Origin of the sequence: Gelidibacter japonicus (assembly GCF_010725055.1) — a bacterium.
Classification (GTDB): domain Bacteria; phylum Bacteroidota; class Bacteroidia; order Flavobacteriales; family Flavobacteriaceae; genus Gelidibacter; species Gelidibacter japonicus.
Window position 1 is genome coordinate 180,847 of the sequence record NZ_BJKB01000008.1, and the last position, 9,501, is coordinate 190,347.

Here is a 9,501-nt window from a genome sequence, read left to right on the forward strand (position 1 = left end):
CTATGTTGGTGGTTGTTTTGTTCTTCGAATAGATCAGCACATTTGAATCTTATTGGTAACGCTGAACAATCAATGCGTTTGGTGTCCAGTTTATTAGCAACAGCGCAGGACATGATCCGCTCTCCTATTCGCTAATTTAATTTATAATTAGCGTTGAACATATGTGTTTTCTGGTGGGAATGAAATGATGTTGATTTATTTCTCTTGCTAATTCTAAAAATCCAAAAGTAAGCTGATATGATGGTTGAATTTTACGGATTTCAATTAGATGACTCAATTTGGTTTCGTTTTTTTAATGGCTGCCAACTAAGCTAGAGGTTTCAAAGTCATATTAAACTTGATAATACTTTCTTAAGTGCCTACATATTGGGGAAACGTGTAAAATGGATGCTCTTCCATATTGCCAATAAGAAAATAGTTTAATTCAACAATACCCATGACCGCATCCAACCCAAAATAATAATTAATCTGTCAGGATTTAAACTCTTATAGGGCAAAAAAAATAAGCGGTTAGCCCCAAAATTAATGGTCTGTAATTTAACCTTTAGGAAGTTTTAGGTCTTTACATACCTCTTTTAATAATTCACATGGATCTTCGTCAATAGCAAGAGAAATCAAGTATAACTCATTCACTCTCAATTGTGTTTTTCGGTTATTCGAAAGCTCACTTAATCTTGTTTTGCTAATGCCAGTTTTACGAGATACATCCGATCTATTTATCGATTTTTTAGCAAAGTAGAGCCCTAAATTTGTCATATGTATATCCTGTTTTCAGTATATAAAGTTAGTATATAAGATAAAGCTTTCCGATTTTCTAAACTTTTATTTGTTATTATGTCTTAAATTATGTACATTAGTTCCGATTATATGAAATATTTGTCCGAATATGCAAATTCATTTTTTTGATTATGTATGAAATAAACAACTCAAATATGGAATCGGTAATAAACAAGCTTATCAACTGTCTTGAAGTAAGGTCTATTTATAAGACAGAAATTGAATTCCAACAGGATGGCAAATCACTGTTAATTGTAATCCTCAAAGGAAGTTGCTCATCTTTGACCAAAGAATTATCAGCAATGGTCGCCAAAATATTTCAGGAAGAAACAAATTATCTATACAGGATATTTTCGTTTGAATATGCACTTCAACAACTAAAAGAAGACAACTTGTTTTTTGTGCATGGTTGTGTATGGGAAAAACTAATGTATCAGCATCCTGATGAAAAATTAGACAACTTTTACGAATATAGATGTTCCGAACAAACACTGAGCCATATACAGTCAGCATTTGAAAAAGAACAAAATAAAATCACAGCTTTTATGGATGGCGCTCTCTTTTTTGTCGAGAAAAACAATCTTTGTCATGCCGCTTACATGTTCCATCAATATATCGAATTATGGTTTCGATTCGGTGCATTATTGACTATGGGAAAGGAGCGCAAAAGCCATAGCATCAAAGAACTCCAGACGTACATCAGTTCATATTCCCCACACCTCGGAAAACTTTTCAAAACCGAGATAGAAGAAGAACTTAATCTTTTAAAGTTGCTGGATGATGCTTATATCACTACACGTTATGAAAACAATTACCATATCAACTTAGAACAAGTTCTCGACATCCAAGAGAAGGCAAAACTAATTGAAACGCTAGTTTCCAATTTATTTACAGAGAAAATGTCTGCTTGTAAAAAGATTATAAATAAACAAGATTCTTCTGAAAAACAAATGTCGGATACCAATGGCGAATTGATTTTGGATAAGATAAAAAAACTTACTCAGGAACATTTTTATATTTTAAAACCGCACCCTCATAGGAAAGATATTTTCCACATAAACCTTTTGGCTAATGGCTATCTTGAAACGTCCTTTATGATAGCCAACTTATTAAAGGTCTGCGTTATGGCTTTGGAAGCAGATTATGGCCCAAATCATCTTATTAAGGAACCAGAAAATAATATAAGTGAAGTTCTTGGGTATGCTCTACAAATGATACCCTATGAGGAGATGGATTTCTTGGATAAGGTTAAGGAGTTGTTAGCGGTTAAGGAACCATAGCGTTAACATTTTAAAATGAAAACCATGAAAAACGACGTGTAGATGAACGTTGTCGCGTATTCAATAACCCTTTTTATACTGGTGATGAACTCTTAAAGTTTATTGAATTTTTCCATTAGATATGGTTGAGATTAAGCCACACAGAAACATATAACTCATAAATAAATGATCATGAAGCACCCTGAAGAAAAACTTATAGAAAAACTAAATTATCACAAGACGGACAACACCCCAATCCTAATTCCCCATCTACACTTTAAAGGCAAATACCAACCTTCATATTTTTATGTGGATGACCATACTGATTTGTTGCTGACCGTGCGCGCCTTAATTTATCTATCCATGAAAGTTATCGATCCCGAATCCGAAACGGATGACATCTTGGAAAGAAACGAGGACGAATACGTTCAGCAAACCTTGAAAATCGCCAATCGTTTATTGCCTTGGGGCGAGGAGGCCTTAATGGATCACATTAACGAGTTTTATAGAGCGCAAACAACAATTTAACAAACCTTAATCGTTATGAGAATAAAAAAGAAAGAACTCAAGAAATTAATAAAATCGGCAAAATATAAATTGGATACGTTGCGACCATCGGACATTCAAAAAGACAAATTCAAACCTTCTTATTTGCAGTTTGAAGGCTACCTCGATTTGTTTTCTACAATCGAAGCCTTAATCAATGTTAGTATCCTTGCCACACAGGGTGATCCATACTCTCCACCCCATGTTAAGGATCATGGCAGAGACATTCGAAGAACGCTGGAACTGGCCAGTAAATTATTACCATTTGAAGAAGGTGAATTTTTGGATGATGTCCATGTTATGATGAAGCAATTGGAATCACAACCTTAGCGACTGGATTGAAGATTGTGATAGCGACATACTTTCCTCGGAATGCATCTTTTCGCGAAATGTGGAGGAATGAATTAAAATGTAATATTATTCTACTTCTAAGGCTAATTCCTAAGGTGTACTACTTCCGCAACCGGTAGGAAGATATATTGCCTTACCTATAAAATCTTGAAAATCCCGAGTTTCAGTAGCCATGGAAAAACAAACCAATTGAACCCTCCTAAAATAGCTCTATTTTATAACGAGCAAATCGCCCTCTACGAGCGAATGCTGAAAGAGAAGGACGAGATGAGGGCGCGGTTGGAGCGGTTGATTGAGGGGAAGTAATGGGGTATTGGAAGCCTTCTGAAATGGGATCAACATGAGATTGCCACGCTCGTGCCTCGCTCGCAATGACGGGTGATTAGACCGAAAAATTTTTACCAAGAAACCCTTCTGCTCAAAACTCCCTAAGATCTTCTCCTCTATTCCCTGATCCAATTTATCATCTGCATCCAAAACATTCGTTTCAATAATACCTAATCTTACTTATAGTATCATATTACCATCCTAATTTTGTAAGTAAAAACCCACCATATTCAATATAATTATTATATTTAAACCCTCCCTCAAAAAACAACCAGATTTTTTATTAGTTAATCCATAAAATAGTAAACAGTAATAAACCTTATCCCAGTAAATATAATTGGGTTAGATACTAATATTAGATTAACAGAATGCAATTAATAAATACAGAACACAGTTTTTCATTTTATAATAATCTACTATCAGCCAAAGAACCAGACAACGAATTTGACATTAATCAATTGATTGAAGTTATCAGGTACGGCTATATAAAAAACGAAATTCAATCCTTGAGAGGTTTAAATGACAAACAGGAAAAAAACAGACTAAAGCAATCGAAATTACCTTGCGTCACCTTATCTGGCACTTTCGAAAAAAGAAATAAGCACCATTTACAAGAGCATTCCGGATTAATTCAAATAGACATCGACGACTTAGAAGATTATGATGCTGTTTTCAATACCTTAATTTTAGATGTTTATACGTTTGTAGCATTCAGAAGCCCAAGTGGGAATGGCATTAAGTTGGTAGTAAAAATAAACCCCTCCATTGACACCCATTTAGAGCAGTTTCTTTCGCTTGAAAAATATTACTTGGATGAGTATAATATAGAAATAGATAGTGCTTGCAAAGACATTGCGAGATGTATGTTATTATCCTATGATCCTAACATCTATTGTAATCCATTCTCGGATGTATATGCAGAATTATATATGCCTGAAATTAAAGAAACACCTGAGAAGCACCATAAAGTAAATTATAAGATTGATGTCAATTCAAATAATGCTATTGATATCATAGAAAACCTAAGCTCAGAAATTGAAAGAAACAACATTGATATTACTGATGGTTATATCAATTGGATAAGAAAGACAACCGTAAAGAATCATTTCCGCTTGCCTACCATGTTGACTAGCTTGATAAGATAAAATTGAAAAGCCAATTAATCCCGCGAACCTTACAAACTGGTAAAAACCGTATGCCATATCCAACAAGCATAAAAACATCAATATTGCTAGTAAGAGCTTTATCAAGGTTTCACTTTTACTCATTTGATTCTTTAAGACTATTCAATATATCATCATCTAATTCACTTATCAATCGAAATTCATGCGAGATATGAGTATCAAAAAAGTCATCTTGAAGTCGTGATAAATACGAATCACTAATAATGTCTTGCTCTAAATAATCCTCAAAGTCAGGATGTTTTTCAAGAATTGGATCATTGTCAATTTTTAATTTCGAACGAATAACTTTGAAAAACTTAATTTCACTATACTCAATTACATCATCCGCTTTAATGGTTTCAATCGCAACTTCAATTAATTTCAATTCGTTGGCTTCTGATAGTTCAGATGAGTTAAGTTCATTGAAATAACTTTTTAAAAATTGGTGCCCATCTTTATTTATAGCAAGTAACAACATATCCAATTCAGAATTAATATCAATTTCGCCAAAGGTTCTTTTTTCCATGTGTAATTTCTTAATCAATTGAATTTCACGCTTATCAATATTACCATCACAAGCCATACAAGAAAACGCAGTCTTTAGTAATAATTTATTAAAGTTTAATGTTTCCATATTAATTGTTTTTAAAACCAATTCTTGGTCGTTCGTTAGTATTTTCTGCTAAACCATCCATTTTTGCCTTAATAGCAATATAACTATTCAAATCTTTGATCTTGATTGAAGATCGTTTACTCTTAATTGTTTCTAATAATATTTCCTTCGAGATTCTGGATCTTAATTTTAACGCTTTTCTTGAAGCTTCATCACATAAGAATTTTATATCACTCGATACATAATTTTCTGTTTCTTTGGCCAAAACAGAATAATTCAACCCTATTTCTATAGGTCGATTTTCTAAATAAAGTTTAAACATCAACTCACGAGCTTCAAGGTCTGGAGGTGGTAAATATATAAGTTTATCTAACCGTCCCGCTCTCAATATCGCCGGATCAATCGAGTCGGGTCTGTTGGTCGCTCCGATAATGAACACACCGTCGTCACCACAATTATTCATCTGTGCTAAAAACTCATTTACAGCACTTGTATTCATATGATTAACGTTTGAATTATCCCGATTTGGAGCAACTGCATCTAATTCATCAATAAAAATGATGCTAGGGGCATTCTCACGGGCTTCATCAAATATGTTTTTAATATTTTCTTGTGAAGCGTTTACCCATTTACTTTGTATGTCGGAAGGTTTTAGCTGATAAAAGTTAAAACCTATTTCCTCACCCATTCGTTCTGCAAAAAATGTTTTACCACAACCTGGTGGACCATAAAGCAACATTCCGTTTGGAATAGTTATACCATATTCAGCATATCTTTCTTTATCATTTAAGGCATCAATAACATCCAATTTGATGGTGTCTTTCAATTCCTGCATTCCTGCAATTGCTGAAAATCCTTGCCCTTTTTTAATTTTATTAGGTTTTGGATTATTCACTTTTTGGGGTGTTGAAAGTTGTTTTATTTCCACCTCTCCATTAACTGCTTTAATAAAGTCTTTGGCATTTTTGAAACGATATTCAGTATCTGGTTGTAAAGCCTTTCGAATTATATTTTGAATTTGATGGTCTGTAACGGAGGTAAACTTTAAAGTCTTTTTTCGTTCTTCTATTACAGCATCTTCCAACTTTGTCGAATCTACTTTGTATTTTGAGATTTCGACAAACCAAGGCGGCAGACCTTCTAATAAATGGTAGTATAGTGCACCAACCGAAAATATATCACTTTGAGTTGAAAACACTTTGTTAAAAGCCTCATTAGCTTGGTAAAACGGATTTAATCCATCTTTTAAAAAGTCCTTGTTAGACTGACTTAAAAATCGGGCATAGCCAAAATCAATGATTTTAGGAATCACAACCTTACCTGAAAGATCTAACATTACGTTCAAATTCGTAATGTCATTGTGTATAATTGGGTTATCAAGCGAGTGCAAATAATTCACCCCATTTAAAACACCTAAAATAATATCTTTTGCATCATATGTGTTTAGCACCTCCTCTCTTTTTAGCTTATCAGCCAACGTCTCACCACTGATGAAGTCTAGAATTACGTAGGCATACTTTTGATTTTGTATAAGCAGCTCTCCACATTCTATGTAATTAGCCAAATTAGGATGATTGATTTGTTTTAGAACTTCAATCTCTAAAACATCATCATTATCATCAAATTGGGTTCTATCCAATTTTGAGTAGAGAAACAACTTTAATAATTTGGTTTTCCCATTTTGGTCTTTTACACGATAGGTTTCTGCATAACTCCCTTTTTTAAGGAAGAAAGTGACCTTATACTTGTTGTCAATTCTTTGATCTTTGGATAGTATTTGATTATTCTTACTCATCTATAAAGCTTCTTCAGGGTTACTAGGGCGCGTGTTGAAATTCCCATTTTCTTGCAAAATCAATTGATATTCCAAAATATTATTGCTCAAAATTTGTGGATTATCTTTCCCAAAATCTTCGTTAGCTGTAAAACCACCTTTCAATTTGCCACCATTCATTTCCTTTTCAGGATTCCAACCTTTTCCATAGTAAAAGAATGTCTGATAAGTGCCATTTGTAAATGAAAAGGTATAACTACTATCTGAAGTGATATAAGCATGTGTTACCACACTACCATTTTTTTTGATAATGACTACAACGTCGGAGTTACTTGTTCTCACTTTTATTTCTGAACAGCCATAATCAATACAGGTTGAATTACCTCCATAATTGAGCGAATATGGTGTTGCACCAGTACTCAAAGAATTATTAATATATTTGGCGTAGATGGCTTTTTCCTGTTTTTCTTTTTCGAGACGGACTTTTCTAGTAATACGATCTTCTTCCAATCGTTTTTTACGCTGAATGACTTCTTGCTCCAATTTTAATTCATATTCAGCTTTTTGGGCTTTGCGTCGTTCTGCCAATTCATTTTTTTGTTTTTCTTCTTTGGCTAAACGTATCTTTCTTTCCGCAACACTTTCACAGGAAGAAACAACCATTGCCAACAAAAAGAGCGGTAATAATAATTTATTATTCATTTGCCTAAAAGTAAGTATTATCCAACTAATACAGAATCATCATCACCTGGTCTTTCAGTAATTGGTATCATATCGTATAATGAAATTAATATTTGTCTTAACTCTTCCTTGTCAGGGCCATAGGCTATCTTTTCCATACCTGAATTCACCAATTGTTTTGCCTTGGTGGAATTACTCCAAGAGTAATCTCCAAAATTATTATTGAAGTTTCTAATCATACCAATAAACTGATAGATCTCGGTTAACTTAAAAAAGAACATTTCAATTTCTTCTAATAAAATACTTCCAAGTTTAACATCCTTTGCTCGAATAACCTCATCCAGCTGCGAACGGAACTGAGTCACAACTTGTGTGGATTGATCATTTCCTAAATCTTTATTGGCTTTCTCTAATCTGTAAAACTCTTCTTTTAAAGTTTCTTCCAATTTTGGCCATTCTGTTGTTTCGTTGATTTCATCTATTGTCTTTAAGGTTTTTCTTAAATTTCTCAAGACTTCCTGTTTTCCATCAACATCATTTCTGTTATTCTCGAAGGTCCTTTCCAATTCCTCTAAATCATTTTCAATCTCTTGAATTCTGGTATCATGAGCGTTTCCATCTCGTTTTAATTCAGATACACTTCCTTTGGCTTTTCTGATTTCATTTTCTAACCAAGATGTATCAATAGATGAAACTGTTCTTTCAACATTCGCCTCATAAGAAAAATCTAAATAGGGGAAATAAGCAGTAACAGTAATCTGTTCCGACCTGTCAACATTAACAGTTAAATCAACATCGCTGTTTTCAGGTAAAAGTGAAGGTAAATCTACTCCACTAATAATTATATCTGTTACGTGTTCATTGAAAATAGCCCTAGTACCTTCTGCATTATGCTCTCCTTCATATACTGGAATCTTTATGAAATCAGAATCCATTCCTGGTCGAATTTGTTTTTGGGTTTTTAGCCCGTTTCTTGTTCCAACTGTTGGAATAGATTGATTTTTCTCCAAATTTTTGATAGTAGTAAAAATGATTTTTCCTGTAGATCTATTCTTTATTTCAATTCCTATATTGTAAGCTAAAGTTGCATATCCAATTTTAGAACCCTGAATCACACTGAAAGTCGATGGCTCGCCTTCTAAAACATTTCCTTTATTGTCATAAAGAGCTACTTCAAAAACATTAGTTTTACCTTCATTTAATTGAATTTCGACCACTTCACCAATTGTATTAATTTCAATTTTGCCACTTGCCCAGGCTTTGTCACCTCTTGTAACTTCTACATATACTTTTTCAGGAATTTCACCTTCCATTTTGTCAGCTAAAATCTTAATCGGAACATACACTTCGGTTTCAACAGTCGATGATTCATTAGCAATTTCTAATTGAATTTTAGTTTTATCTCTTGTTTGCTCTCTAACCTCATCTGATACATCAATAGTAGAAGCATATAATGCAGCTCCTGTTGAAACAACCGTCATTGGGTCAGCACTTGTGTCAGGTTTGCAAATTTGTGCTTCTAACATTTTCCGTAATACAGGTGAAAATGTCGGCCCTCCAACAAGTATTAATGAATCTAAAGAAGAACCATTTAAATTATTCCGCTCCAAGAGACTTTTACTTACATCTATTGCCTTTTGAAAAACTGGTGAAAGTGCTTTTTCAATATCAGCTTGCGTCACCGTTATATCCAATTCAAATTCTTCTCCCTCATCATCTTCTCCCGGAATATCACCTAAATCTGATAGAATATTGTGAGTATCATTAAAAGAAAGTTTAACTTTCGTCTCCTCAGCATAGAATTTCATCGCATTACGCAAAATCTGTTTTTTATTATCGTTAGATAGAATCGAATCAATTGAAAAATTCTCCTGAAGATATGGTGCAAAAAACGGGCATAGTATACCACCTCCAGCGGATTAAACTGAACATAGCGCAGCGGGCGAAAGTGAACCACCTTGAGCGGATGAAAGTGAACCACTAAAAATCGATTCTATTTGTACAGCTTTA

At 33.7% G+C, this 9,501-nt stretch carries 10 protein-coding genes and 1 pseudogene; 5 read left to right on the plus strand and 6 right to left on the minus strand.

All coding sequences use genetic code 11. From position 1 onward, the window contains the following. Positions 1 to 537: 537 nt before the first annotated feature. Positions 538 to 756, minus strand: a complete 219-nt coding sequence (locus G6N06_RS10285; RefSeq protein WP_163516523.1) for a helix-turn-helix domain-containing protein — start codon at positions 754 to 756, stop codon at positions 538 to 540. A 176-nt stretch (positions 757 to 932) separates the two neighbouring features. On the opposite strand from G6N06_RS10285, the gene G6N06_RS10290 reads away from it, so the two are divergent. From G6N06_RS10290 to G6N06_RS10305, 5 genes and pseudogenes are all read left to right on the plus strand, one after another. Then, positions 933 to 2,057 carry a HEPN domain-containing protein gene (locus G6N06_RS10290; protein WP_163516525.1) on the plus strand — a complete coding sequence of 375 codons (1,125 nt, stop codon included), beginning with the start codon at positions 933 to 935 and terminating at the stop codon, positions 2,055 to 2,057. Positions 2,058 to 2,228: 171 nt separating this feature from the next. Beyond that, complete coding sequence (locus G6N06_RS10295) at positions 2,229 to 2,564, plus strand: hypothetical protein (protein ID WP_163516527.1); 336 nt, start codon at positions 2,229 to 2,231, stop codon at positions 2,562 to 2,564. Positions 2,565 to 2,579: 15 nt separating this feature from the next. Then, positions 2,580 to 2,912, plus strand: a complete 333-nt coding sequence (locus G6N06_RS10300; RefSeq protein ID WP_205334756.1) for a hypothetical protein — start codon at positions 2,580 to 2,582, stop codon at positions 2,910 to 2,912. A 240-nt stretch (positions 2,913 to 3,152) separates the two neighbouring features. Beyond that, positions 3,153 to 3,239, plus strand: a pseudogene (locus G6N06_RS19900) (XRE family transcriptional regulator); the annotation flags it as partial. Positions 3,240 to 3,628: 389 nt separating this feature from the next. Next, positions 3,629 to 4,405, plus strand: a complete 777-nt coding sequence (locus G6N06_RS10305) for a BT4734/BF3469 family protein (protein WP_163516529.1) — start codon at positions 3,629 to 3,631, stop codon at positions 4,403 to 4,405. Here G6N06_RS10305 and G6N06_RS20055 read toward each other — a convergent pair. From G6N06_RS20055 to G6N06_RS10325, 5 genes are read right to left on the minus strand one after another with little or no spacing between them, the layout of a single operon-like run. After that, the gene (locus G6N06_RS20055; protein ID WP_308469752.1) at positions 4,289 to 4,528 is read right to left on the minus strand and encodes a DUF6804 family protein; all 240 of its coding nucleotides are present in this window, start codon (positions 4,526 to 4,528) and stop codon (positions 4,289 to 4,291) included. The two genes, G6N06_RS10305 and G6N06_RS20055, sit on opposite strands and share 117 nt — an antisense overlap. After that, entirely contained in the window at positions 4,521 to 5,057 is a 537-nt protein-coding gene (locus G6N06_RS10310) for a tellurite resistance TerB family protein (protein WP_163516531.1), read from the minus strand. Before G6N06_RS10310 ends, G6N06_RS20055 begins: the two co-directional genes overlap by 8 nt. A 1-nt stretch (position 5,058) precedes the next feature. Next, positions 5,059 to 6,831 carry an AAA family ATPase gene (locus G6N06_RS10315; protein WP_163516533.1) on the minus strand — a complete coding sequence of 591 codons (1,773 nt, stop codon included), beginning with the start codon at positions 6,829 to 6,831 and terminating at the stop codon, positions 5,059 to 5,061. Further along, the gene (locus tag G6N06_RS10320; RefSeq protein ID WP_163516535.1) at positions 6,832 to 7,512 is read right to left on the minus strand and encodes a hypothetical protein; all 681 of its coding nucleotides are present in this window, start codon (positions 7,510 to 7,512) and stop codon (positions 6,832 to 6,834) included. Positions 7,513 to 7,529: 17 nt separating this feature from the next. Next, positions 7,530 to 9,311 (minus strand): Hsp70 family protein, encoded by a 1,782-nt coding sequence (locus G6N06_RS10325; RefSeq protein WP_240338033.1) that lies wholly within the window; start codon positions 9,309 to 9,311, stop codon positions 7,530 to 7,532. Positions 9,312 to 9,501 lie beyond the last annotated feature (190 nt).

Bases quoted from the DNA above. Each gene is read 5' to 3' on its own strand.
- G6N06_RS10295 (WP_163516527.1), top strand. From the start codon at position 2,229: ATGAAGCACCCTGAAGAAAAACTTATAGAAAAACTAAATTATCACAAG.
- G6N06_RS10310 (WP_163516531.1), bottom strand. From the start codon at position 5,057: ATGGAAACATTAAACTTTAATAAATTATTACTAAAGACTGCGTTTTCT.
- G6N06_RS10285 (WP_163516523.1), bottom strand. From the start codon at position 756: ATGACAAATTTAGGGCTCTACTTTGCTAAAAAATCGATAAATAGATCG.
- G6N06_RS10315 (WP_163516533.1), bottom strand. From the start codon at position 6,831: ATGAGTAAGAATAATCAAATACTATCCAAAGATCAAAGAATTGACAAC.
- G6N06_RS10290 (WP_163516525.1), top strand. From the start codon at position 933: ATGGAATCGGTAATAAACAAGCTTATCAACTGTCTTGAAGTAAGGTCT.
- G6N06_RS10320 (WP_163516535.1), bottom strand. From the start codon at position 7,512: ATGAATAATAAATTATTATTACCGCTCTTTTTGTTGGCAATGGTTGTT.
- G6N06_RS10300 (WP_205334756.1), top strand. From the start codon at position 2,580: ATGAGAATAAAAAAGAAAGAACTCAAGAAATTAATAAAATCGGCAAAA.
- G6N06_RS10305 (WP_163516529.1), top strand. From the start codon at position 3,629: ATGCAATTAATAAATACAGAACACAGTTTTTCATTTTATAATAATCTA.
- G6N06_RS20055 (WP_308469752.1), bottom strand. From the start codon at position 4,528: ATGAGTAAAAGTGAAACCTTGATAAAGCTCTTACTAGCAATATTGATG.